Below are 24,863 nucleotides of genomic sequence, written 5' to 3' on the forward strand. Positions count from 1 at the left end.
CTAAATTAACACCTATATATTTTATATTTAAAATAAAAGCGTTATTTTTTACATTAATTATCTAGATATATAAAGAGCACTATCCCCAGAAAAACCATCAATATTTAGTTTACTTTTAGTTATATTATAAGCACCTTTATCAAAATAAACTTCACCATAACCATGCTTAATATTGATTTTATTTAAATTAGCTTTAAACCCTTCAAAAAAAGAAACCTGCCCATTATGATTAAATTCATTTTTTGAAAAAAGATGATATGTTTTTAACCCACTCAATATATTTAATGTATTAATGGATTTATTTAATCTTCCCTCCATAAGAATTTTATTGGAAATAAGATTAATTTTTTGACTAGCAATCCGCTTTAGACCACGAATAGAGACATAATTCTTATCTGATAAAATAAAATCACTGACACTGTCATTAGTTTTTCCACTAATTAGTGTAAAATCAGTGACTCTGGAGGCAGAACATTGGTGACATTCAATACCATTAGGGTTAGCAATAATCACATGAGCCTTGAGTCCTTCGACTCTAACATTACCATTAATTAAACTCATTTCATTTCCAGTAACTTCATTAATAATAACATTGGCTTTGGCTTCTTTATTATTAAGAATGATCCCCTCTTTAGGAACATTAAATTTATGGTAAAAATTAAGTGAAATACCCTCCTCAAGGTTTGAATCTATATTAATTACATTTTTATTCTTTTCATTATCAAAAGTAAGCGTTGTCTTAGGCGACAACTCATTGTTTATAATGATACTTTCATCTGCCAAAACCATTTGTGAATTGAATAAAATAAGTAATGGGAAAAGTAAATTTTTATTTTTCATTAATAAATCTCCTATAAAGAAATTATATTAATGATAATAATTTTTATTAGATATTATAAATCAAACATCATCTATAAGGATGAAAACGAGATTGAGATAAAAAAAACACGCAACCAATCAAATTAGTCGCGTGTAATAACATATTCAAAATAAAGATTATTGGTCTATATGACACCTAATTATTAGTTTAGTGTGGCTGTCCACCAATCATCGACGTCATACGAATGCGACGACCTTCACTAATCTCCATATTTGATAATACGGCTAATTGTGGCAGGCTACGACGTAAAAAACGTGACAATAATGAACGTAGTGAATGATTCACTAATAATACAGGAGCGCCGCCAGACATCTCTTGGTGACGAACAGCATCTGCCGCTTGTTGTTCAATATTTTCAGCAAGCCCTGGCTCTAATCCACCGCCACTTTGCATCGCTTGAACCAGAATACGTTCTAAGCTTGCATCTAAACCAATGACTTGAATTTCATCTTGATCACCAAACCAGTGTTGTGTAATCGCACGGCGAAGTGCAACACGAACAACGGACGTTAATTCGGCTGGATCTTTCTGCTCTGGTGCATGCTCCGCTAAGGCTTCTAATATGGTTCTCATATCTCGAATAGGCACCTGTTCAGACAGCAGGTTTTGCAATACTTTGTGCAATACTGTGAGTGAAAGCATATCTGGGATCATATTTTCTGTCATTTTAGGGAGCTCTTTACTGACCCTATCAAATAACATTTGTGCTTCTTGACGACCAAATAATTCTGATGCGTATTTCGTTAATGCATGATTAAAGTGCGTTGCAATAACAGTACTTGCGGCAACAACTGTATAGCCTTGAACCTGTGCTTGCTCTCTTAAACTGTCATCGATCCACACAGCAGGTAAACCAAATGCAGGCTCTTGAGTAATATCACCCTCTAAAGAGCCAACAGCATTACCCGGATTGATGGCTAACCAACGCCCAGGATGTGCTTCACCGTGACCAATTTCAACCCCTTTCATTAGAATGCGATAAGAAGAGGGTTTTAATTCCATATTGTCTCGAATATGAACAACAGGAGGGAGATACCCTGTTTCCTGAGCAAACTTTTTACGAATACCACTAATTCGGCCTAACAGCTCACCATTTTGGCGGTTATCTACCATTGGAATTAAGCGATACCCTACTTCCATTGCTAATGGATCTTCAAGTTGTACATCTTCCCATGAAGCTTCAACAACACGGTTTTGCTTTTCGACTTCTTCCATCTCTTTTTGTTGTTGCACTTCAGGATTAGCGTTACGACGTAAGATATACCAACCTAATCCACCTAATGCTGCCGTGAAAAAGAGGAAAACAAAGTTAGGCATACCCGGCACTAAACCTAACAAACCTAGTACGCCTGCGGTTAACAGTAGAACACGAGGATTGTCAAACAGCTGGGTAACCATCTGCTGTCCAACATCTTCATCTGTTGCAACACGAGTTACGATAACACCCGCTGCTGTTGAGATAATCAATGCAGGAATTTGCGCAACCAGACCATCACCGATGGTTAAAAGGGTATAAGTCGTTGCAGCATCATTTAATGCCATTCCGTGTTGAGCAACACCGACGATAAGACCACCCACCACGTTAATCACAAGGATCATTAACCCTGCGATGGCATCTCCACGGACGAACTTACTCGCACCATCCATTGAACCGTAAAAGTCGGATTCCAATGAAACTTCTTTACGGCGTTTTTTTGCTTCCTCTTCGTTGATAATGCCCGCATTCAAGTCAGCATCGATTGCCATCTGTTTACCTGGCATTCCATCTAACACAAAACGCGCACCCACTTCAGCAATACGTCCCGCCCCTTTAGTGATTACCATAAAGTTAATCAAAATAAGGATGATAAAGACCACAATACCGATAGCAAAATTACCGCCAACAAGGAAATGACCAAAGGCCTCGACAACGCGCCCTGCAGCTTCTGGTCCTGTATGCCCTTCCATTAAGATGATACGTGTTGAAGCAACGTTTAATGATAAACGTAACAACGTAGTAAACAGCAAAATAGTCGGGAAAGCTGCAAAGTCCAACGTACGTCGAGTGAACATTGCAACCAACAGCACCATAATGGAGAGTGCGATGTTAAAGGTAAATAATAAATCCAATAGAAAAGGTGGCAATGGCAATACCATCATTGACAGTATCAACAAGATAAGCACTGGCCCTGCCAGTATCTGCCACTGAGAACTTTTCCAATTTCCCGGCAAGCGGAGTAATGAGGCCAAATTAGCCATGACGATTATCTTCTCCAGCAAAGTCCAGTGCGGGAGGCACTGGCAAGTTCATAGGTTGTTTAGGTTTTAAACCACCTTCGGTTTTCCATCGTTTCAGTTGATAAACCCATGCAAGTACTTCTGCAACCGCAGCATAGAGGGTTGAAGGTATTGCATGACCTATTTCACTGTGACGATATAACGCCCTAGCAAGCGGTGGTGCTTCTAGAAGCGGAATTCGATTTTCTGCACCAATCTCTTTAATTTTTAACGCAATAACACCAGCCCCCTTCGCTAAAACTTTAGGGGCTGCCATTTTATCGTTATATTGCAGTGCGACAGCATAGTGGGTTGGGTTCGTCACAATCACATCTGCTTTAGGCACATCGGCCATCATTCGACGACGTGACATTGCATGTTGTTGCTGGCGGATACGCGCTTTAAGTTGTGGATCACCCTCTTGCTGTTTAAATTCGTCTTTAATTTCTTGGCGCGTCATTCGTAATTTTTTCAAATGACTACGAATTTGAAAAATAATGTCAAATGCCACCATTGGTATCAGCATAAAAACCGTAATGTAGACAGCGAAAATTAGCAGTTGCATCGCATTGGCTAGCGCACTAAGTGGTGGAAGCGTGATCAGATGAAGAATATCGTTCCAGTTGTGCCATAAAAACACGGTTGCAGCGATCCCCACAAAGGTTGATTTCAGTATCGCTTTAAATAACTCAGCTAACGCATTCATAGAAAAAATACGTTTTAATCCAGAAATAGGATTCCATTTTTTGGGATCAAATTTAATGGATTTACTACTAAAGTTAATCCCGCCTAATAAGGCAGAGCCTCCAATTGCGACAAAGACTAAACCCAAAAACACGGGTGATAGTGCAAAAACGGCTTGTTTAATCAAGCTACCAAATCGAGGGATCAATAAATTCTCATTACCGATAAGGTGATGATTAAACGTAAACCCTTCTGTTAACATGGCATATAATTCACGAGTGATAAATCCACCACTCATCCACAGCAAACTCACGCCACCCAAGACCATTAATACGGACGATAGCTCTTTAGAACGAACAATTTGTCCATCTTTTTTTGCTTTTTCCCGTTTATGGGGTGTGGGTTCCTCTGTTTTTTCGAGATCGCTATCTTCAGCCACAGTCAGTCCGATTCAGGTAATGAGATTAAAAGCATGAATGAAATGACTCTAAGCATGACAAATTCGGAGGAAATTGATGGGCTGAACAATCGCAAATTTACGGGGCTTTTTGAGCTATGACAGCATTCGCTGAAAAAACAATCCAATGATAAAGATGGAGATATAAGCAATATTGACACTGATTATAAGGAAATCAGCAAAATTCACAGTAAAATAGAGTAATTCTACTTTTATGATGTTTATTTCGACAACGTCAAAAGCCGCTTAAAAAAAGCGGCTTACATTTTCTTCAATAGCGTGAACTATTAAAGCATTATTACATGATTTTTTATCCATAAAATACATCATCCTAAAAGAGCTGAGCATAGAGCGAATGCGTCCTGCGTATCTCAACGTCCTTATCGCCCTAAAACTCATTAGAAGGTTAGAAACCTAAACTTTCCAGTAAATCATCAACTTGATCTTGATTTTTGATCACACCAGCGTTGTTTTTATTAACCTGAGGACCATTTAATAAAGAGTCAGTCTCCTTCTTCACATTAGACTTTTCAAGTTGCTCTGGTGGCAGGTTTTCCATTAATACCATCACGAGTTGTTTTTCAATTTCTTGAACGACACTCATCATGCGTTTAATGACCTGACCGGTCAGATCTTGGAAATCCTGTGCCATCATGATTTCCAATAACTGACTGTTAGTAAAAGCCGTACTCTCAGGGATATCCCGCAAATAATTGCGGGTATCGGTTACAAGAGATCGTACATCTTTCAGCTCTTCTGGCTGTTCAAACCATTGGTCCCAACGTTCAGTCAGCTTAGTCGCATCGGCACTTAACGCATCCTGTTTAGGTTGCGCAGCTTCGACACAGTTCAATGTACGCTCAGCTGCCTGAGCGGTCATTTGAGCAACATAGTCCAGTCGTTCCCTAGCGTCAGGGATGGCTTCTGCTGCTTCGGCTATTGCTTTATCCAATCCTAATTCTCGCAAACTGTCGCGTAACATCCGCGTCAATTGTCCGATCCGGCTGATAATATCAGATGTCATTTCAATATTATCTTTCGGCATAATTGGATTCCCACTCATTGCGACTCCTTAGATGCCCAGTTTTTCAAAAATTTTATTTAGTTTTTCTTCAAGAATTGCTGCTGTAAAAGGTTTAACAACATATCCACTTGCACCAGCTTGTGCTGCTGCAATGATATTTTCTTTTTTAGCTTCAGCGGTTACCATAAGTACTGGTGTTGCTGCAAGTCCCGCGTCACTACGAATATTTTTAAGAAGCTCTAGACCATCCATGTTTGGCATGTTCCAGTCTGTAATCACAAAATCAAATGCCGAATTGCGTAATTTAACTAACGCGTCAGCACCATCTTCTGCTTCTTCTACATTCGTAAATCCTAATTCCTTTAGCAAATTACGAACTATGCGGCGCATTGTTGAAAAATCATCAACCACTAAAAATTTCAGATCCTTACTTGCCATCGAAAACTCCTTCAAAATATATCGGCAAATTACTGTGTTGCTTTTTAAACTGAACTTAATCAGATACGCAATGATTGTGTACTACTGATTTTCATCAGCACGGCTTTACTCATTGCGCTTATGCTTTTCACTTCGTCTACTGCGCCTAATTCAACCGCAGCACGAGGCATGCCAAAGACGACACAACTCGCTTCATCTTGTGCAAAGGTATAACTACCCGCACGACGCATTTCTAATAAACCAGCAGCACCGTCACTTCCCATTCCGGTTAAAATCACACCGATGGCATTACGTCCCGCATATTTTGCGACAGACCTAAATAACACATCGACAGAAGGACGATGACGGTTGACTGCGGGCTCTTTATTAATGTGAATCTGGTAGTTAGCACCATTACGACGAAGCTCCATGTGATAATCACCGGGCGCAATATAAGCATGCCCAGGTAATACACGTTCGCCGTCTTCTGCTTCTTTTACACTAATTTGACATAACCGATTTAATCGTTCTGCAAATGAGTGTGTAAACCCAGCGGGCATATGTTGCGTAATTAATATCGCCGGGCTGGTAATGGGTAATGGTTCTAGAAAATTACGAATAGCCTCTGTGCCACCAGTTGATGCACCGACAGCGATCAACTTTTCACTCGAAATCATCGGTGTAAATGACAATGATTTAGAAGGCGGTGCTTGTACTTCTCGGCGATTAATTCGTGCCTGTGCTGCCGCGCGAATTTTCTCGGCAATCAGTTCGCTATAAGCCATCATACCTTCACGCAAACCAAGCTGTGGTTTAGTCACAAAATCAACCGCACCCAACTCTAACGCTTTTAACGTTACTTCTGAGCCTTTGGCTGTTAATGATGAAACCATAACGACAGGCATAGGTCTTAATCGCATCAATTTTTCCAAGAAATCAATACCATCCATGCGTGGCATTTCAACGTCTAACGTTAATACCTGTGGGTTGTACTTTTTTATTAAGTCACGAGCCACTATAGGATCTGGTGCACAATCAACAACTTCCATATCGCTATGACTGTTGATGATTTCTCGCATGATTTGACGCATTAACGCCGAATCATCAACACAGAGTACCGTTATTTTATTCATAACCTCTCCTTGCTGGTGTCAGCCCGTAAACGGTATGCCCATGCAAGTAGAAATTCTTGCTAAGCTGGCTTACATTCTCTGAATGTCCAACAAACAGCATTCCGTCTGGCTTAAGTAATGAGGTAAAACGATTAAGTAAGGTTTGTTGTGTCTCTTTATCGAAATAAATCATGACATTACGACAAAAAATCGCATCAAAACTACCTTCTAAATCCCATTGCTTGTCGAGTAAATTCAAATACTGAAAAGAGACCATCTCGCTAATTTGATGTCTAATTTTCACGTATCCTTCAAACTCGCCGACACCTTTGAGAAAATATTTTTTCAAATATTCATCATTTAATGTTTTAAGCTCTTCCTGTCGGTAAACACCTTTTCGTGCTTTATCCAACACATTAGTATCGATATCACTGGCAATAATTTTGGTTTTATACGGGTTATTTCCAAAAACATCGCGTAAAGTCATCGCTATTGAATAAGGTTCTTCTCCAGTAGATGCTGCTGCACACCATACTCGGTAGACGCCTCCTGCTTTTTTTCTGGCATGTTTCGCCAAAATAGGAAAATGATGCGCTTCCCTGAAAAATGCAGTGAGATTGGTTGTTAATGCATTGACAAACTCTTGCCATTCAGGGTTGCGTACATCACTTTTAAGAAACGCAAGATAGTCACCAAAGTTATTCATCCGTAATTCACGTAACCTCCTCGTGAGACGGTTATAAACCATCTCCCTTTTGTTGTTAGTCAGCACAATACCGGCCTTTTGATAAATCAATTGGCATATAGATTGGAACTGATCATCGGACAACATGAACCGTTGGGTAAAAATATCCAACGGTTGAGCAGCGATATCTGATAAGACTTCAGTAACATTACGTTTCATTGTTTTTTAATGGGTCTTTTTAAAAAATGATTTTTTATCTGCTTTTTTCAACCCATTACCTTCTAGGGATGAAGAGTTATCTCCCTCATCCGTGTCAGGCAACTCGAATGCCGATACAGCATTAACAAGGTTATTAGCCTGATCTTCTAATGCTGCGGCAGCAGATGCTGATTGCTCCACCAAAGCAGCGTTTTGCTGTGTCACCTGATCCATCTGACTGACTGCATCAGCGACTTGGTGAATACCTCGGCTTTGTTCATCAGAAGCTGAGGCAATTTCTGCCATTAACTCAGTGACTTTATTTACTGATGTGACGAGTTCCTCCATTGTTTGCCCTGCATTATTAACAAGTTGAGAACCTTGAGAGACACGTAAAACGGACTCATCAATCAACAACTTAATTTCTTTTGCAGCATCAGCACTGCGTTGAGCAAGATTACGAACTTCTCCAGCAACAACAGAGAATCCACGCCCTTGTTCACCTGCGCGAGCAGCTTCAACCGCCGCGTTAAGTGCTAATATATTGGTTTGGAACGCAATACCATCAATCACACTGATAATAGCCCCTATCTTTTGAGAACTTTGTGTAATCGCATCCATGGTTTCAACAACACTATGTGTGATTTGGCCACCACGTATCGCTGTTTCAGAAGCAGACTCCGCGAGCTTGCTCGCTTGCAGAGCGTTATCAGCATTTTGTTTAACCGTTGCTGTTAACTCTTCCATGCTTGCCGCAGTTTCTTCTAACGAAGCAGCTTGTTGTTCAGTTCTTGAGGATAAATCCGTATTTCCTTTGGAAATTTCTTGAATACCAGAATACATAGCATGGCTATTATCACGAACGAGGCGAATAGAACGCGCGAGCTCACCACGCATCTCTCGTAGTTTTTTAAACACATTTCCTATTTCATCATCGGTAAAGACAAGAATTTCACGATTTAATTTACCAGTGGCAACATCATTAAAATAACGACTTAAACTTGCGAAAGGTTTAATGATATTAAAACTTAGCCAGCGATGAGCGGCGATTGATACAACAATAACCATCGTTATTGCACCGATAAACATCAAGATAGCAATAGTATAAGAGCGATGTCCTTGCTCTATAGATTCAGTAATTTCTCCCTGAACATAATTCATATAGGTATTAAATGAATTTTCCATCGCTGTTTGATAACGTTCCGTTGGTTGATCTAAAAAACCTTGGAAGTTATCGTTTTTTAACATGCTATGTAATTCGGTTAATGCACCATACAAAACGTGGTAATCGTTTTTCACTGCTTCAACAATTTCTTTTTCTTCTGTCGGGATTGCCTCTTTATTTATATCAGCAAGGAAATTTTGAAAATGAGTATTCGCCGTTTCCAAACGTGAAAGTGCAATTGATTCAATAGATTGAATATAATCCGTTGACTGTTCAGTTTTCACTGCGATAGCAACACGATTAATCGCATTACGTGTTTGTATTAAAGATGCCCAACTTAATCCTAATTCATCTCGCTTAGATGTATCTATATCTATTTTGGTGATCTGTTTGTTATCCAAATGAACGATCCCTAGCGAAATACCACTAGAAATCAATTGCATAACGCAAAACATCATCAGTAATAAATAGAGACTGGTGGATATCTTTAATTTGCGAAACCTAAACATGCCTTCACCTCGTTTAAAGCGGTGGTTTAAAGCCACCGCTTGTCAGCCACTTGTTGTTGTTAGAAAGTTTCCCAATTAGCGGGATCTTCAACACTGCTGCTCTTTTTCTTTTCTGAGGTTCCTGGTTTTATAAGTGGAGCAGCGGCTTTAACTACAGGGGTTGCATCCGATTCCTTTCTTTCTAGCGTTTTTTCTTCCTGACCCGGTAATTTGAAGATTGAAACTAAGCGGGTTAATGCAACTGCTTGATCTTCAAGACCAGCAGCCGCGGCTGCAGATTGTTCTACTAAAGAGGCGTTTTGCTGAGTGACTCGATCCATTTCAGAAACCGCAAGGCCAACTTGTGAAATACCTCGGCTTTGCTCATCTGATGCTGAAGCAATTTCGCCCATGATATCAGTAACGCGCGTTACTGAATCCACGATGCGCGTCATCGTCTCACCCGCACTTTCAACGAGTACAGAGCCCGTTTCAGTACGATTTACTGAATCTTCAATCAGTGTTTTTATTTCTTTAGCAGCTTCTGCACTTCTCTGTGCAAGGTTACGAACTTCACCGGCAACTACCGCAAATCCGCGACCATGCTCACCGGCTCTAGCAGCTTCAACAGCCGCATTCAGTGCCAAAATATTGGTCTGGAATGCAATGCCATCAATAACAGCTGTGATATCGGTGATTTTCTGAGAACTTCCGGCTATGTCGTGCATCGTTTGCACCACATTAGCAACAACTTTTCCACCTTGGCGGGCAATATCTGAGGCATCATTAGCAAGGTTACTTGCTTGGCGAGCATTGTCTGCGTTCTGTTTTACGGTCGCCGTTAACTGTTCCATACTTGCAGCAGTTTCTTCTAACGAAGCCACTTGCTCTTCTGTACGAGCAGATAAGTCATTATTCCCAGCAGCAATTTCACTTGTACTGTTATAAATGTTTTCCGTACTTTGATAGACACCACGAACAGTTTGAATAAGCTCTTGTTGCATATGTTTTAAACCACTTGCTAACAAGCTCATTTCATTACGTCCATTCACTTCGATATTTGGACGTAAATCACCTTCAGAGAAAGTTTTAATACTTAATAGAAGTGAATTTAATGGTCTAATTAAGGCATTACGTAATGCAAACCAACATAGAATTAATGCTGCGATAACGATAATGGCTAACACTGCCATAGTAATGATAGTACGTTGGTGAGAGGCCTCTAGTGCCACATTTAACTCTCCGTTAAATTTCTCATTACGCATAACATATGAAAGATACTCTTTGTAAAAAGCGTCTTGATAACCCGTAGTTGGTTGCTCAAAAAAGTCTTTTAAGTTCTTATCTTGAAGTAAAATTTCTAATTGGTTTAATGCAGAGAAATATTCGATAAAGCGCCCTTTTAGGCTACGAACATCATCTTCTGAGTGAATCTGATAAGCTGTAATATTCTTTTCAAATTCTTTAAATTTCTCGTCTGCACGAGACATATTTTTACGAGCAAGCCCCGCCAAATAATCAACAGACAGAGAATCATCTACATTAAGATTTTTATCTTGTAATAAAAAACTAATCGCAGCACGATTAATATTATTACGAGCTTGAAGTAAGTTAGCCCAGCTTTCATCTAGGCGTTCACGTTGCGATTGTATTGTCAGTGTTTTATTAAGGTCGTTTCTTGTCTCAACGATATTTGAGTAAAAAACGCCCCCTGAGACAAATTGCAAAACACCAAACAACAGAAGAATGGATAATAATCCAGTCACTATTTTCATTCGGCTAAACATAGTTTCCCTTTTTATAATAAACGGTAATGAGCAAGTTATCGGCAGACTTAAGAGAAACTTTATAGGATTCATTTCGTCTTGGTCACGTTTTTGCTCTATTAGAAAGCGGTGGTAATACTCTTTTTAATTAAAATTATAAGTATAAAAAACTTTAAAGTTATTTCCGTCAGTAGAAAAACATTACAGCTAAGTGATAGCTACTTATTAAGTTAATAAGTAATAAAATAGAACTTAACTAAAATTATTAGTTCTTTTTTATCTTTTAATTTTACTTAAAGTTAATTTAATGCTTTAGCACTCGCTAATAAAATAAAAAAGATAAAAATAACTATTCCGGCAAAATTACCGGAACAGTATTTAGGTTATTTTTTAAAAAATAAAAACTTATTTAGCTTGAATTGTTGCACTATCGACTAATTCCATTTCTTCACTATTGAGTAATTTTTCAATATCAACAAGAATAAGCATTCTTTCATCTAAAGTACCTAAACCTGTTAAATACTCAGTAGACATGGTGACTGCAAACTCTGGCGCAGGGCAGATTTGCTCTGGCTTTAGCGTAAGAACATCAGAAACGCCATCAACAACAATTCCCACAATTCGATTTAATAAGTTAACCACAATAACAACAGTATTGTCATTATAAGTTACACTTTCTTGTGAAAATTTAATACGCAGATCAACTATCGGAACAATAACGCCCCGTAAATTAGTTACACCTTTAATAAAGCTAGGTGAATTAGCAATACGTGTAACTTGATCATATCCACGAATTTCTTGAACCTTTAAAATATCAATTCCATATTCTTCATCACCCAGCGTAAAAATTAGAAATCCTTGTCCAACAGTTTCACCGGATAATTTCTCGAAATGTTCCGAAGCCATAATCTTATTTTATCCTCACTATTAAATGACTGCGCTTGCAGTTGTATTCTTTTTCTTATTCGTCATTTGTGTATGACTTAAACGTTGCAATTCTGGTACATCAAGAATTAAAGCTACACTACCGTCGCCCATAATTGTTGCAGCAGATATACCAGGAACTTTTCGGTAATTGCTCTCTATATTTTTAACAACAACTTGATGCTGACCAACTAATTGATCTACTAATAAAGCATAACGACGTCCGGCACTTTGAACAATAACCGCAATGGCTTGGGTAATATCAGTTTGAGCGCCTTCAATATTAAAAGTACGATGTAATTCAATCAGTGGTAGATATTCTCCTCTAACCTGCAATAATTTTTCATCGCCAGCCAATGGATAAATATCATCTTCTTCCGGTTGTAAAGAACTGACTACCGTTCCTAATGGTAAAATAAAGACTTCGTCATGAACTTTAACAGACATACCATCTAAAATTGCTAATGTTAGTGGAAGTAAAATACGAATACGCGTTCCTTTACCAACCTCAAAACTGATCTGAATTTGCCCCCCCATCTCTTGGATATTTCGTTTCACAACATCCATACCCACACCACGGCCAGAAACATCCGTTACGACTTCGGCGGTAGAGAAACCCGGTGCAAAAATTAGCATAGCAACTTCTTCGTTGCTCATATTTTCAGAAACTGCAAGTCCAGAAGAAATCGCTTTTTTCAAAATACGTTCGCGGTTTAATCCAGCACCATCATCAGTCACTTCAATACAAATATTACCACCCTGATGTTCCGCAGACAGAGTTAACTGCCCTGCTTCCGGTTTACCCAGAGCAATCCGATCCGCTGGCATTTCAATACCATGATCAAGGCTGTTACGAACTAAGTGAGTTAAAGGATCGATAATTTTTTCAATTAAGCTTTTATCAAGTTCTGTTGAGCTACCAATCATGTTTAACTCAACTTTCTTATTCATTTTACCTGCTACATCACGCACAACTCGTGGGAAGCGACTGAAAACATATTCCATCGGCATCATACGAATTGACATAACAGATTCTTGTAAATCACGAGAATTACGCTGCAACTGAGCAATACAACTTAGTAAATCACTATATATTGCAGGCTCAAGGCTACCGCTGTGTTGTGCCAACATTGACTGTGTAATAACTAGTTCACCAACTAAGTTGATTAATTGATCAACTTTTTCAACTGCAACACGAATACTGCTTGATTCTGTTTTTGGTGCTGCCGCTGTAACGGGTCTTTTCGCTGGTGCTGCCACTGGAGCTTTAGTTGGTTCTGCCGATGGCATCACTTTTTCAACCACTGTTTTTTCTACAGGTGCAGGTTGCTCAATGTGGTTTTCAACATGAGCATCATCAACAGATGTTGTACTTTCTTCTGTAACTGTATTTTTTTCTGGTGCTTTTTCTGCAAGCGCCTCTTTTTTAAACGAGATTTGTTCAGGTTCAATCACAAAACAAAGTACAGCGCTGATATCTTCTTCTGTTGCCGTAGTTTTCAATATTGCTTCAAGGCCATGATGCTGTTTTTCAACCTGGCTAACTTCACCAAGATGTTTTAATTCATCAAGCATTAAATCAATATCTGTCTCTTTCAGATCAGACAGAATGATATGATGGTAATAATGCCCATCAGCCGCCATTGTTGATGCGACTTCAACTATGTTTTCTACGGCTTCACTTTGCACATTTTCGGCGTCAGATGACAAAACAGGAGTTTCAATCATTGTGGCCTGTGAGTCTGAAGCTTCAGATCCAGCAACAGCCTCAACTCGAGGTGTGGATTGTTCTTCTTTTACATCGAGAGCCAGCTGACGCAACTTCTCACAAATATAGTTAAATGTTTCCTCATCAGGTTCTTGTGAGTTTTTATGTGCATCCAATTGCTGTTGCATAATATCTTTCGCTTCCAGAAACAGGTTAATAATGTCGTCGGTGAGCGCCATCTCATGACGTCTTGCACTATCGAGCAAGTTTTCAAGCACATGAGTGGTCTGTTGAAGTTTAACGAAGCCAAATGTTGCAGCTCCTCCTTTTATGGAGTGTGCACTACGGAAAATCGCATTCAACTGTTCTTGATCTGGATTTGCCGGATCAAGTAACAGCAAATGCTGTTCCATATCAGCTAACAACTCATCTGCTTCATCAAAAAATGTTTGATAAAACTCAGTAATATCCATCGTTACTCATTCACCTTTACGCGATTACTAACAAATTAGGGGGCTGTTCCCTGCTTTGTAGTAATATTTGTCGATTGTGATGGCAAACTTTCCCCAGAAACTCCTGTTTCAACATTTTCCTTTTTTGATTCGGGAAGCTCAGATGCAGAAGACACAGACGACCCCGTCTGTGTGTTTTCTGCTTTTTCTTGTGGGGTTTCTTGCCCTGAAAGTAGAGGTTTAATTTCTGCGGCCTCTGTTACTGTCGGTGCAACCCGCTCATTTTCTTGTACAATTTTTTGTTCTGCTTGCTTCGTTAAGACCAAAATACTGATCCGCCGGTTAGCCGCTGCAAAACCGTCCTCTTTAACTAAATGAACTGTTGATGCCATACCTACAACACGCAACACTTTCCATTCATTTAAGCCTGCACCAATTAACTCTCGACGAGAGGCATTTGCGCGATCCGTTGATAGTTCCCAGTTACTATATTTAAAAGCACCACTTGCATAAGGGATATCATCGGTATGACCTGATAAACTGATTTTGTATGGCGTGTCATTTAAAATTGGTGCAATTGCCGTCAAAATATCCTTCATATAAGGTTCAACGGTGGCACTACCGACTCTAAACATAGGTCGATTTGCTTTATCAATAATTTGAATGCGCAAACCCTCATCCATCATGTCGATCAATAAATGGGGCTTCAGATCTTTTAACCTAGGATCATTTAGAATGACTTGTTCTAAATTCTCTCTTAATCGGCGGAATTGTTGCTTTTCATTGAGCTGTTTATCTTCTTGACCTTTTGGCAAAATATCGCCTTCGTTATATACAGGATCACGCCCCCCTCCAGGAATAGGATTGGTTGCATCTCCACTAAATCGCCCTTTTTCAATAGCGACTTTTAATGGCGTACGAAAATATTCGGCTACACGAGTTAATTCTTGTGGGCTAGAGATTGAAAGTAACCACATCACCAGAAAGAAAGCCATCATTGCGGTCATAAAGTCAGCATAAGCTATCTTCCATGCACCACCGTGAGCTTGATGTTGCTTTCTCCCTCGCTTTTTAACTCGAATGATTTGTGAATTACTCTTCATAATTACTCTTCTTTCATTGCATCAGGATTTGCCTGCATTGGTGTCCGTACCTGACGTACATGTTCTTCCAATTCAATAAAAGAAGGTCTGTCTGCCAGAAAGAGGGTTTTACGTCCAAATTCAACAGCTATCTGTGGCGCATATCCATTCATGCTAGATAACAATGTTGTTTTAATGCACTCCATCATTTTCATTTGCTGACTAGAGCGCTGTCTGAGTCTAGAAGCTAATGGTGAAATAAAGCCATAAGCTAGTAAAATACCTAAGAAAGTACCAACCATTGCGTGTCCAATTAATACGCCCATTTCACCAGCAGGCCTATCCGCGGCACCTAACGCATTAACAACCCCCATAACCGCGGCAACGATACCAAACGCAGGTAGTGAATCACCCATCGCTGATAAGCCTGTTGCAGGTACTTCACTTTCTTCCTCAAAAGTTGCAATCTCTTCATCCATCAGAGATTCAATTTCATAAGGATTCATATTTCCTGTTACCATCAAACGCATATAGTCAGTAATAAAACTGAGCATATAAACATCTTTCATAATGCGCGGATATTGGGAAAAAATGTCACTTTGTTGTGGGTTTTCTATATCTCTCTCTAATGCCAACATTCCGTTTTGACGAGCTTTTGACAATAAACGAAACATAAGTGCCATTAAATCCATGTACATCGCTTTATTGTAATTTGTACTGCGAAGTAATTTCGGTAGGATCTTCATTGTCGATACAATTGCTCTACCATTATTACCTACAATAAAAGCACCGATACCGGCACCAAAGATGATTATAAATTCGGCTGGCTGGTATAAGGCACCTAAACTACCACCGACGAGAAGATATCCCCCGATGACGGCGCTCATAACCACGATATATCCTAAGAGTACTAACACGCGATATCCCTTTAGCTAATTTCGTTATTGAGAGAATGGCGAACATAGCAGCAAGAGATAGGAGGGGGAGAGGAAACGGTTCAGGTTATAGATAACTAAGCTCTATAACCTGATATTTAACTTTCAATCTCGAATCACATTGCAAACTGTTCAAGACCATCCAACAGTTGTAAGTTAATATCGGCAGGATTGGCGGAAAGTTTACGTTTTTTTATTGCGCGAGAAGGTGGCTGGCAAAGACTACAAACATAATTGCTAGCTGGCTGGTGTGCGTGTGTAATAAATGAACCATTACATTTGGTACAAACGGAAAGTTGCAACATACCACTTTCAACAAAACGTACTAATGTCCATGCTCTTGTTAGTGCTAAAATAGGTTCTTGATCTTTAACAGGCGGACATTGCTCTAAGTATAAACGATAAGCTTTAACAACAGCCTCAACGCCAACACAACCGCCATTTTTTAATAAAAAGCGATAAGCATTATAAAACATTGAGGAATGGATATTTTGTTCCCATGTCATAAACCAATCCGTTGAAAATGGCAGCATTCCTTTTGGAGGGGGGCTCCCTCTTAATTCTTTGTATAATTTAATTAAACGCCCCCGACTTAATTGAGTTTCACTTTCAAGCATTTGCAAGCGGGCACCCAAGGTGATTAATTCCATTGCTAAACGAATATCTTTCGCTTCTCGGACGATACTTTTCTCACTCATTGTTATGCCCGTTTCTTTGTCGCAGTAGTGTCTTGTTCCGATAACTGACGAAACAAGTTAGAAGAAAGAAGAATGCCAGTATGAATTTGTTGTAAATCATCCACTCTAGATTCTTTAGTGAGTTGTTCTATTGTTTCGCTGTCTTCAAAGCGGAAATTACAGATTAGCTGGTTTGTTTCAGCCAACTTAACCAATTGTGGCAATGTAAGCTCTGCCAGTGCATCCGCCATTGCATCACTAATCCCAAGCCGAAACATTGCGGAAGCCTTTTCTTGGTTAATTAACCTTTGCGCCAAAAGCAAATACGATAAATTTATGTCATAAATATGCTTAAGCAATTCAACCGTACTCATCTCTTTACATCCCGTCCGATTATATTGAACAAAGAGGATCTTTCTAATGAAAGATCCCGAGGAAATTAATATAAATGTAATATTAAATTCCAGGCCCCATTTTATGAACATGACACGTAGTAACACTACCTTGTATTACTTAGTTACGGTCATTTTCAAAAGTAGCGAAAAAATCATTTAAATTAAAAGTAAACTTTAAATGCTCGCCAATATAGCTCGTTAAGAATAATCCTAACGCAACAACTTTACTCCTTAACGATTAAGTTATTCAACGGATAAAGTAGTCTAATTTAAATACTATGTGAGTCACATCACAAAAAGATAATCATTATTATGGAATTAGTTCATTAACTATTCAAGTGATAAAAGTAATAAAACTTGGTGTAAATTAATAAGCTAATCTACCCAAATTAAAATATTAATGATAATTTTTTATTTTATACGATCTATTAAACTTATAAACCTAAAAATACAGCATAAAAATTTGACAAATCCACAATTAGAGATTTTTTTGATCACAGTAACATATATTGATATATCTCCCCCTCATCTTTATCTAAACAAGCTTCTTAAATTTAATAAATATTTCTATAGATATTATTTTTTTCACCATTTACGCAAACCTTCATAAATGATCACTTTTTGTTTACAATTTGTTTGAAAAACAATCAATTCTAATTATTTATAGTTATCCTAAATTTTTTTATTATTTTAAAATAATAATTTTACTTTGAAATCAACATGATATGATAACGATTTTATTAGACAGGACGATAAGTCATATAAAATTAAATTCTTAGTTATGCATCTTCGCCCTTAAATCATTGAATATTTATTTCTACATTATTAAAGTTTCAACTGTAATAATTTAATTTAACTAATGTTTTTCAAGTGCTATTTAACACTTAAATTACAGAACTCTTAATAAGAGTTTTATTGCCTGTAAATTAATCACAGAGAAATAATATCCACATATAAATAAGTTTTTTTTATGAATCACAGTATAATTTATGAACAATATAAATTTAAAATCACCACTAGATTAATATAAAAATAAAAGAATATTTTTTATTTAATTAAATAATCCCCCTTACTAATTTAATTATCAATTAAAAATTGAATATGAAAATAATACAACATTTAACTTAAACCAAATCAAAAAAAACACGCGTTTTTTTATAAAATAAAGTCACAGTCTATTAATATAAAAAATAAAATTAAAACTTTCCTATTTTTCACTGTATATATATATATTAGTCCAATAATCCATAGATAATTAAAAATATAAAAGACAGTAAAAAAATAAAGAAAAAGCAGATTTATAATATCATGTATTATATAACCACTTATCTTTTGTTATAAAAAAGACATTTTTTGAAATATAAATTTCAATTTCATAAAAAAAGATCTCAAGATCTCCAATATAAAGTAATTAATTCATAAAATAACAATGCAAAATATAAATTCTGTTTTTCCTGTTAACCATATTGCCTCAACATAATAAATGGCTGTAATGGCAAATTATGACAACTCCAAGTTAACACTTGTATAGATGTAGTTTCTCAATGTAAAGCAAGGAAGGTAAATATGATCAAAATAACATCTCATTGATTACTCTATTAGCATCGGTGCAAATGAAAAATATCAAATGTTAACTTTTAGCCCCGAAATAGTTTCTAACAACAATTTATTTTACGCTTACAAATGATGAGTATTGTTTCACCTTCCCTCTTATCATGTGGTTAGTCTCTTTTTTTCAACCTAGCTATCACAAGTCTCAAGACATTACGGAACCAAAAGTGCTGACTTCGTAACAACCCATTACTTAACAAAAGTTGATGTTGACGAACCTAGGAAAGTATAAAGATTTAAATATCAGAATGCCTTTACTTAACGCGCTAAAATATATCTCTAAATGTCCCTCTATTCTAACCACTAATTTGACTCATTTTATTACCCTTTTTATGAGTAATTTCAACTTTAAAAAGACTTTTCTTCTCGATCAAAACCTAATAAAAATATTGATATACCTAAATAATCAAGGCTTATATCTCATTTATTAGACTAGTCTTAAAAATCAATAACTATGCTTAGTATTCTATAACCCCAAAGTGTTCTAAATTTTTGGAGAAAGAAGGTTTTAAAAAATATTGTAACCGTATTTTTCTACAGTAATAATTGAGATCATTCATGATATGAATGCAAATAGTTTGTGTATTGCTTTTAGTTCTATTGAAACGAGTTACATCGTTTTTTAGTAAGCAAAGATGAAATGTTTGTTCACACTTTTATACCAGCAATGTTTTAAATTAGTGTTCCTCTTATACTTAGTTTTATCTTTTTTGGTAAATCAAAAAAGGTCAGTACCACAATTATCCTTTATATATATTTTCACAGGAAATACTAACGGAACATCTATTTCATACTAAGATAATTCTCCTTCTGTAATAAGTAAGATTTACATCCTTGACAAAGTTATAAACAATATAATTTTGAAATGATTATTTTATTGAACAGAAAGAGTGGTGTGATTTTTCTACTCTTCTTATAAGATTACTTATTGGTATCAATTTTTCCACATGGTCTTTACAAAAAAATCCACAATTTTTCAAAAGATTTTCATTCACCAATGATTAGTGATTGCAGACAACATACCACATCAATTCATCAGCTTTACTGTAGCAGTATAAATCCACCGTTTTCCTAAATTCCTCTTCATATTTTGAGAATCTAATTTGATTAAATTAAAAACATTACTCAAAAAAATCACACTTAAATTAAATGCGGTAGTAAATATTGATAAATTTTTAGCCAAATACATTGAAATAATTTGAGAGTATAACTTAGGTATTAAAAAAATCTAATATAATCAATAGAAAACATCATTTTTCACCCAAAATTCTATACTACTTTAAGCCCCTTAATAACAACTTTTTGTTCTACAATACTCCTAAGAGCCCCATTTAATCAGTCAACCATAGGTAGCAATCGCTTACTTGATTTTAGTTTTTTCTATTTATTAAAAACAAAATAAACAGAGATAAATCAAATCAAACCAAAAGGAGCGATTAATAAAAATGAGAAATCACACCAACCTCTCCCCAAATGTGGTTCAATTTTTTTCATTCATAACTCATTATATACGGGTTAACCACAATACAAATAATTGTGCATTAATCAATTTAGACAAAAATGTTTGTTTTTATTAAAACGAAAATGAACATATGCCGCCCAACCACGTATTTTAATTAGCTTTTTTTGAATATATTTTTCTGTTTTTTATTCCATAAAGTAATAGTTACACAAATAATAATTACACAAACAAAATACTTTATTTCTATATATCAGTAATAATACGTAACCTATGACTAAAGCCTCATTCTCCTCATTAGAGAAGTTAGTTTTAGAATTAAATATTATGTAAATGCTATAAATAATTTGGACTTAGATAGGAAAAAGTGAATGCTTTACTATAAACAGACAAAAGAATATGTCTGTACGAATAAACATAATCAGCCATATAACAACTTGAAATATGACAGTTCTATTACTTACAAATTACAAAGTTATATTTTTTATAACTTTTATCAATATTCATATTCCTTTTTGAAATAACTTTGTAAGTTGATCTCTAACTCGTATCTAGATAACAAAAAAGCTCCCTATACAGAATATAGAGAGCCTTGATTAGAAAGAAATTGCCTTAAAAAAGCTCCGTTAAACAGGATGCTCCGCGGCTATCTTCCAATTAATTGCACTAACACTCTTTTCTAAACTTACTCTGCAAACAATCGCTTCTATCTCTTTTTGCTCAACAGGTGTTGCAAGTAATTCAGCACAAACTTCCAATTGATTAGGCATCAATGTATCAGCACTACTTAAAGACTGTAATCGAACATGTAATCCATTTATTGCTTGTAAAATCAGTGTCCTAACTAAGACTTCATCTTCTTCATGACAAATAATTCGTATTGAGTAGCGTTGCTCAATATCTATTGCTTGATGTTGTGGCTGAGCGTTTATCCGCTGAGCGGCTTCTCGCAGTAAAATATTCGCACAAAGAATAAGAAGTGTTGCTATAGTCGCCAATTGATATAAACCTAATCCACATAACACACCAATTCCTGCGGAACACCAAAGCGTTGCCGCAGTATTAAGTCCACGTATATTCATTCCCTCACGCATGATCACACCAGCACCAAGAAATCCAATACCTGAAACAACTTGAGCGGCGATCCGACCAGGGCTATCAGGCGAAGTTTCTATTGAGCTTAAGATAAAAACAGCAGCCCCCATTGCCACTAAAGCATTTGTTCTTAAACCCGCCATTCTTTGTCGCCATTGACGTTCAGCACCAATCAAAGCACCAAGGCACATTGCAATCATGAGATTTAAAATATAAGGCGTCATCGTCATGTTTATTTCCTCTACATGATGATTAAAATCGATATGAAAATTTTGCTCTGATAGTTCAGAGTGTTGAAATTAATTCATCGCTTTAGGAGGAGGAAATAAAGAGAAAAAAATATAGCACATAAAATTACCCTTCTTGTTTTAGCTACATAAGGGAAATTATTTGGGTAAGTGCATAATTAAAATATAAGAAAAGAATATTACAACGCACTGCCCACCAAAATGGTAAGCAGTTTTAGTGAAGAAAACAGCTTACCTATTTATTTGTCTCAATTAATGGGTTTATCATTAACCTACAACTTTGTGTATCCAAGATATTTTCTCCTAACTATAATTTAGCAAAAGTATAAGTAGCTGATTTAAAAATGTAAATGAACCAAACCTAAACGTCTGTCACTTTTGCTGTATTGGTCTCACAAATGTTCCTTCACCGCCCTCTTTTTCATTAAAAAACCAAATTCCTTTTGGATATTCAGGGAGTGATACCAAATACATTATACCTTCATTAAATTCTTCGATAAGTAGGATAGTTCCTTCACGATCGTCACTACCATCTGTTTTTACAACAACCTTATCATTAACCTGCATTTTCTCTCCTGATAAATATTATCATTCTCTTTTTTTATTTTACCCATAAAGAAAAAGCCTGCCACCATAAGGTGACAGGCTTGAAGAAAATTTTTAAAAGGCTTTAATTACAGAGCTGTTACGTTAGCTGCTGCTGGACCTTTTGCACCGTTTTCAATTGTGAATTCTACGTTCTGACCTTCAGCCAGAGTTTTGAAACCGTTACCTTGAATGGCAGAAAAGTGAACGAATACGTCTTTGCTTCCGTCTGCTGGAGTAATAAAACCAAAGCCTTTAGACTCGTTGAACCACTTAACTTGACCTTTCATTTTGTCAGACATGTGACTTTCCTATATATCAATAAAACGTTGCCTTCTCGGCATCTACTGGCCTGAACTACCTATAACTTATGGGCACACATGAAGAAAACGGTCAAAAAGCGATGCTGTTTAAAACTCATTAACTTAGAATGTCAATCATAAATCAGGTCTGTATTGAGGCCTTACTCATTAACGCATGAGACAAGTTTAATAGCAATAGTTTTATGCGTCTAAAGATTAAAAAAATGCAAATTGCACATTAAAAATACAATTCTTCCTCGATTTTTATCACTGTGCATAAAATTTATTTGATATTTTATCTCTATTATTAACAATGACTAAGAATATTCTTAATAGTCTAACAATAACAGTTAATGCCAGAATTTAAAAAAACTGTTCTACCCGCTTATCTTGCCCACGTGATAATCTAGCAACAAGAAACAAGTTCGCAACATTCATCTCTTAAGGTGTTTACAATGAATGTATTAAAAGAAATCTTAGAACGTGATTTAGACCGGATCAATAAAGCAGAAAAAAGAGACGGGAAACCACATTTTAATAGTCAGTTTTTAAAAAACCATGTTTGGCTATGTATCAGCATGGTTCTCTCTTATGTATTACTCGCTGCGTTATTAATATATTCACCTTACTTTGGTGTTATCTCGCTGGTTCTTTTTACTGTGATGTTCTTAGTTATGGCGGGTATCTTGTTATTTGATATAAAACCTATCTATAAATTTGAAGATATTGGCGTTCTCGATTTGAGGGTTTGTTATAACGGTGAATGGTACACCTTTGAAAAACTCTCTGATGAAGCGATAAGTGAGATCCACCAGCACCCTGCTATCCCTCAACAAATAAAAGAAGACATTCGTGAGATTATTAATAAAAAGCAAGAAATTCATTTTTACGATGTGTACTTGATGGCATTTGATCCCGTTCAGCAATCAATTTCAGCATCACAATTATCTCCTCAAGCCTAATTGATTCTCCGTGTTACAGACAAAAACACGGAGAATAACTTCTATTATTTAGCCACTTTGTCGATAAACCAACCAAACAGATATTTAATCCACTTTTAACGTTGACACCCTGATACATCATCGTTATTATGCGCCTCGTTCTCACGAGAACTCGCTTCCTCCATAGTTCAGTCGGTAGAACGGCGGACTGTTAATCCGTATGTCACTGGTTCGAGTCCAGTTGGAGGAGCCAAATTTAGAAAAGCCCGCACTATTAAAGTGCGGGCTTTTTGCTTTCTGAGCGCAACTCATCTAAATCAGCTACCTAAATGCAACCTGTATCATTACCTTGATTGATTAATAAATACTAGTTTATATCTAGCAAGATAAATACCTAACCGGCTAATCCAACAATTTCATGTATTAGGTGTTTTTTATATGCTTCAACATCTTGTTCAATTTGCGGTTGTTTCACTACATCAAACATTCCAAAAGTTTTTAATCCTTCCATCCCCAAAAATTGGTTCGCTTTATGGAATGGAAAATAGACCGCATCAATACCTTTTCCTTCAAAAAACTGCTCTTGTTCTTCAAAAGCTCCAAAAGGCGCATTCCAAGTTACAGAAAGGAGGTACTTTTTACCTTGTAATAATCCACCAGAACCATATTTTTTCGAAGGATCTTTTCGCGTACGGCCATCATCAATATACATTTTTCCGTATCCGGCACTAAATACATCATCAATGTATTTTTTTAAGATCCAAGGCCCTTCCATCCACCATGCTGGCATCTGATAAATAATGACATCTGCCCATAAATATTTATCAACTTCTTCGTCATTATCATAACCGTCATCAATACGCGTTGATTGCACAGTTATCTGATGAGATGACAACAATTCTGTGGCAACTTGCGTTAAATGATCATTGAGCTTCCCTTCAGAGCCATCAAACTCTTTTGCAGCATTAACAATAAAAACATGAGTCACATCTAAACTCCTTTGCATACACATAGTTAACAAAATGACTGTAACGTAATTGTCTATTACTGTCTTAATTCATTTATCCATTATTCTTGTCTAAGGATCCAAAGATAACCTTTTTGATCTCGATACTTTTACTCGTTGAAGATATTTTAAAAACGATAATCTAAATAATCGCTAATTTTCACGACTAAACGGCGGTGGATTTTCATAATCCACAATAAATGCCATTTCAGCAACATCACGCCTTTCGATTAGCGAAAAACGCCGTAAACCCTCGCCCAATGCGAGCGGGGATATAAGGCGAAAAGCCCGCAGGGCTTTAAAGATCAATC

Annotated in this window: 20 protein-coding genes and 1 tRNA gene; 2 read left to right on the forward strand and 19 right to left on the reverse strand. The window is 36.8% G+C overall.

Translation table 11 applies throughout. The annotated features are described in order from the left end of the window. Positions 1-57: 57 nt before the first annotated feature. The 18 genes from DK858_RS05240 to cspE form a co-directional block, all read right to left on the reverse strand. Positions 58-840: a two-partner secretion domain-containing protein gene (locus DK858_RS05240; protein WP_228407182.1), complete on the reverse strand. Its 783-nt coding sequence runs from the start codon at positions 838-840 to the stop codon at positions 58-60. Between the two features lie 187 nt (positions 841-1,027). Further along, positions 1,028-3,118, reverse strand: coding sequence for a flagellar biosynthesis protein FlhA (flhA, locus tag DK858_RS05245; RefSeq protein ID WP_109396482.1), 2,091 nt, complete (start codon positions 3,116-3,118; stop codon positions 1,028-1,030). Next, entirely contained in the window at positions 3,111-4,259 is a 1,149-nt protein-coding gene (gene flhB, locus DK858_RS05250) for a flagellar biosynthesis protein FlhB (RefSeq protein WP_109396483.1), read from the reverse strand. The genes flhA and flhB overlap by 8 nt, the downstream gene beginning before the upstream one ends. Positions 4,260-4,683: 424 nt before the next feature. Then, the gene (gene cheZ / locus DK858_RS05255) at positions 4,684-5,340 is read right to left on the reverse strand and encodes a protein phosphatase CheZ (protein WP_023581808.1); all 657 of its coding nucleotides are present in this window, start codon (positions 5,338-5,340) and stop codon (positions 4,684-4,686) included. Between the two features lie 9 nt (positions 5,341-5,349). After that, positions 5,350-5,739, reverse strand: coding sequence for a chemotaxis response regulator CheY (gene cheY, locus DK858_RS05260; protein ID WP_109396484.1), 390 nt, complete (start codon positions 5,737-5,739; stop codon positions 5,350-5,352). Between the two features lie 59 nt (positions 5,740-5,798). After that, entirely contained in the window at positions 5,799-6,851 is a 1,053-nt protein-coding gene (locus tag DK858_RS05265) for a protein-glutamate methylesterase/protein-glutamine glutaminase (RefSeq protein ID WP_109373805.1), read from the reverse strand. Then, positions 6,844-7,734 carry a protein-glutamate O-methyltransferase CheR gene (cheR, locus tag DK858_RS05270; protein ID WP_072063121.1) on the reverse strand — a complete coding sequence of 297 codons (891 nt, stop codon included), beginning with the start codon at positions 7,732-7,734 and terminating at the stop codon, positions 6,844-6,846. The genes DK858_RS05265 and cheR overlap by 8 nt, the downstream gene beginning before the upstream one ends. Before the next feature lie 6 nt (positions 7,735-7,740). Beyond that, positions 7,741-9,387: a methyl-accepting chemotaxis protein gene (locus DK858_RS05275; RefSeq protein ID WP_109396485.1), complete on the reverse strand. Its 1,647-nt coding sequence runs from the start codon at positions 9,385-9,387 to the stop codon at positions 7,741-7,743. A gap of 59 nt (positions 9,388-9,446) precedes the next feature. After that, positions 9,447-11,153, reverse strand: coding sequence for a methyl-accepting chemotaxis protein (locus tag DK858_RS05280; RefSeq protein WP_109396486.1), 1,707 nt, complete (start codon positions 11,151-11,153; stop codon positions 9,447-9,449). A 384-nt stretch (positions 11,154-11,537) separates the two neighbouring features. Then, positions 11,538-12,038 (reverse strand): chemotaxis protein CheW, encoded by a 501-nt coding sequence (gene cheW / locus DK858_RS05285; protein WP_023581802.1) that lies wholly within the window; start codon positions 12,036-12,038, stop codon positions 11,538-11,540. Positions 12,039-12,059: 21 nt separating this feature from the next. After that, positions 12,060-14,237 (reverse strand): chemotaxis protein CheA, encoded by a 2,178-nt coding sequence (gene cheA, locus DK858_RS05290; RefSeq protein WP_109396487.1) that lies wholly within the window; start codon positions 14,235-14,237, stop codon positions 12,060-12,062. A gap of 35 nt (positions 14,238-14,272) precedes the next feature. After that, on the reverse strand, positions 14,273-15,319 hold the full coding sequence (gene motB / locus DK858_RS05295) for a flagellar motor protein MotB (RefSeq protein WP_109396488.1): 1,047 nt from the start codon (positions 15,317-15,319) through the stop codon (positions 14,273-14,275). Between the two features lie 2 nt (positions 15,320-15,321). After that, positions 15,322-16,215 (reverse strand): flagellar motor stator protein MotA, encoded by an 894-nt coding sequence (gene motA / locus DK858_RS05300; RefSeq protein ID WP_036935706.1) that lies wholly within the window; start codon positions 16,213-16,215, stop codon positions 15,322-15,324. 134 nt (positions 16,216-16,349) lie between these two features. Continuing rightward, positions 16,350-16,931 (reverse strand): flagellar transcriptional regulator FlhC, encoded by a 582-nt coding sequence (flhC, locus tag DK858_RS05305; RefSeq protein ID WP_006533207.1) that lies wholly within the window; start codon positions 16,929-16,931, stop codon positions 16,350-16,352. 2 nt (positions 16,932-16,933) lie between these two features. Continuing rightward, the gene (flhD, locus tag DK858_RS05310; protein WP_072063484.1) at positions 16,934-17,284 is read right to left on the reverse strand and encodes a flagellar transcriptional regulator FlhD; all 351 of its coding nucleotides are present in this window, start codon (positions 17,282-17,284) and stop codon (positions 16,934-16,936) included. 3,717 nt (positions 17,285-21,001) lie between these two features. Beyond that, the gene (locus tag DK858_RS05315; RefSeq protein ID WP_109396489.1) at positions 21,002-21,700 is read right to left on the reverse strand and encodes an MgtC family protein; all 699 of its coding nucleotides are present in this window, start codon (positions 21,698-21,700) and stop codon (positions 21,002-21,004) included. Between the two features lie 390 nt (positions 21,701-22,090). Continuing rightward, positions 22,091-22,285, reverse strand: a complete 195-nt coding sequence (dsrB, locus tag DK858_RS05320; RefSeq protein WP_109396490.1) for a protein DsrB — start codon at positions 22,283-22,285, stop codon at positions 22,091-22,093. A gap of 107 nt (positions 22,286-22,392) precedes the next feature. Further along, complete coding sequence (gene cspE, locus DK858_RS05325; RefSeq protein ID WP_004243573.1) at positions 22,393-22,605, reverse strand: transcription antiterminator/RNA stability regulator CspE; 213 nt, start codon at positions 22,603-22,605, stop codon at positions 22,393-22,395. Positions 22,606-23,060: 455 nt separating this feature from the next. Here cspE and DK858_RS05330 point away from each other — a divergent pair, with 455 nt between their 5' ends. Both DK858_RS05330 and DK858_RS05335 read left to right on the forward strand, forming a co-directional pair. Next, positions 23,061-23,567, forward strand: coding sequence for a YlaC family protein (locus tag DK858_RS05330; protein ID WP_109396491.1), 507 nt, complete (start codon positions 23,061-23,063; stop codon positions 23,565-23,567). 156 nt (positions 23,568-23,723) lie between these two features. Beyond that, positions 23,724-23,799 (forward strand) — tRNA-Asn (locus tag DK858_RS05335). Positions 23,800-23,940: 141 nt separating this feature from the next. Here the strand turns inward: DK858_RS05335 and DK858_RS05340 are convergent. Next, positions 23,941-24,534 (reverse strand): NAD(P)H-dependent oxidoreductase, encoded by a 594-nt coding sequence (locus DK858_RS05340; protein ID WP_109396493.1) that lies wholly within the window; start codon positions 24,532-24,534, stop codon positions 23,941-23,943. Positions 24,535-24,863 lie beyond the last annotated feature (329 nt).

It is taken from the genome of Proteus faecis (assembly GCF_003144395.1).
Taxonomy (GTDB): domain Bacteria; phylum Pseudomonadota; class Gammaproteobacteria; order Enterobacterales; family Enterobacteriaceae; genus Proteus; species Proteus faecis.

Bases quoted from the DNA above. Each gene is read 5' to 3' on its own strand.
- cspE (WP_004243573.1), bottom strand. From the start codon at position 22,605: ATGTCTGACAAAATGAAAGGTCAAGTTAAGTGGTTCAACGAGTCTAAA.
- flhD (WP_072063484.1), bottom strand. From the start codon at position 17,284: ATGAGTACGGTTGAATTGCTTAAGCATATTTATGACATAAATTTATCG.
- cheA (WP_109396487.1), bottom strand. From the start codon at position 14,237: ATGGATATTACTGAGTTTTATCAAACATTTTTTGATGAAGCAGATGAG.
- DK858_RS05315 (WP_109396489.1), bottom strand. From the start codon at position 21,700: ATGACGATGACGCCTTATATTTTAAATCTCATGATTGCAATGTGCCTT.
- flhA (WP_109396482.1), bottom strand. From the start codon at position 3,118: ATGGCTAATTTGGCCTCATTACTCCGCTTGCCGGGAAATTGGAAAAGT.
- DK858_RS05240 (WP_228407182.1), bottom strand. From the start codon at position 840: ATGAAAAATAAAAATTTACTTTTCCCATTACTTATTTTATTCAATTCA.
- dsrB (WP_109396490.1), bottom strand. From the start codon at position 22,285: ATGCAGGTTAATGATAAGGTTGTTGTAAAAACAGATGGTAGTGACGAT.
- cheZ (WP_023581808.1), bottom strand. From the start codon at position 5,340: ATGAGTGGGAATCCAATTATGCCGAAAGATAATATTGAAATGACATCT.
- cheY (WP_109396484.1), bottom strand. From the start codon at position 5,739: ATGGCAAGTAAGGATCTGAAATTTTTAGTGGTTGATGATTTTTCAACA.
- flhC (WP_006533207.1), bottom strand. From the start codon at position 16,931: ATGAGTGAGAAAAGTATCGTCCGAGAAGCGAAAGATATTCGTTTAGCA.
- DK858_RS05330 (WP_109396491.1), top strand. From the start codon at position 23,061: ATGAATGTATTAAAAGAAATCTTAGAACGTGATTTAGACCGGATCAAT.
- DK858_RS05265 (WP_109373805.1), bottom strand. From the start codon at position 6,851: ATGAATAAAATAACGGTACTCTGTGTTGATGATTCGGCGTTAATGCGT.
- cheW (WP_023581802.1), bottom strand. From the start codon at position 12,038: ATGGCTTCGGAACATTTCGAGAAATTATCCGGTGAAACTGTTGGACAA.
- motB (WP_109396488.1), bottom strand. From the start codon at position 15,319: ATGAAGAGTAATTCACAAATCATTCGAGTTAAAAAGCGAGGGAGAAAG.
- DK858_RS05275 (WP_109396485.1), bottom strand. From the start codon at position 9,387: ATGTTTAGGTTTCGCAAATTAAAGATATCCACCAGTCTCTATTTATTA.
- DK858_RS05280 (WP_109396486.1), bottom strand. From the start codon at position 11,153: ATGTTTAGCCGAATGAAAATAGTGACTGGATTATTATCCATTCTTCTG.
- cheR (WP_072063121.1), bottom strand. From the start codon at position 7,734: ATGAAACGTAATGTTACTGAAGTCTTATCAGATATCGCTGCTCAACCG.